The following is a 541-nucleotide window of genomic DNA, read 5'->3' as shown; positions in this document are numbered from 1 at the left end:
CGTGTCCTCCTTCGAGGTGGGCTCGGCCTATCTGCGCCACGAACCCCTCGAGCGGCTCGCCCGGCCGATCCTGCGCACGGCCGCGAGCCGCCTCGGCCAGACCGTGCACCTGGGGATCCTGCACGGCGCGGAGACCGTCTACCTGCTCAAGGAGCGCCCACCGGCCCGGGCAGGGGACATCGACATCGCACTCGTGACGGATGTCGGCGTACGCCTGCCGGCCCATCTGACGGCCAACGGCCGCGCCATCCTCGCCCACACCTCGGAGGCACAGCTGCGGGCACTGTTCCCCCGGCCCGCCGATCTGACCACCCGCACCGGCCGCGGGCCGCGCTCCCTGCCGGAACTGACCGGCGAGCTGGCCCGGGAGCGGGAGCGCGGCTGGTCGCAGGAGGTGGAGCTGGTGTCCCAGGGCTTCTGCTCGATGGGGGTGGCCGCGTTCGACCACAACGCGCGGCCGGTCGCCGCGATCAGCACCACCTGGCGCCGCCACCACGGCCGGCACGACACCGAGGAGGTGCGCCAGGCCCTGGCGCAGGGT

The 541-nt window shown here is 74.3% G+C and carries 1 protein-coding gene; it reads left to right on the top strand.

Annotated elements, in window-relative coordinates; genetic code table 11:
• Positions 1-541 (top strand): IclR family transcriptional regulator (locus CCN37_RS38540; RefSeq protein ID WP_305764733.1); only part of this gene is annotated, 541 nt, incomplete at both ends.

The sequence above is a fragment of the Allokutzneria sp. NRRL B-24872 genome, assembly GCF_002155965.1.
Classification (GTDB): domain Bacteria; phylum Actinomycetota; class Actinomycetes; order Mycobacteriales; family Pseudonocardiaceae; genus Allokutzneria.
Note: the sequence above shows the minus strand (reverse complement) of the source record. Positions and strands in the feature narration are given on the sequence as shown.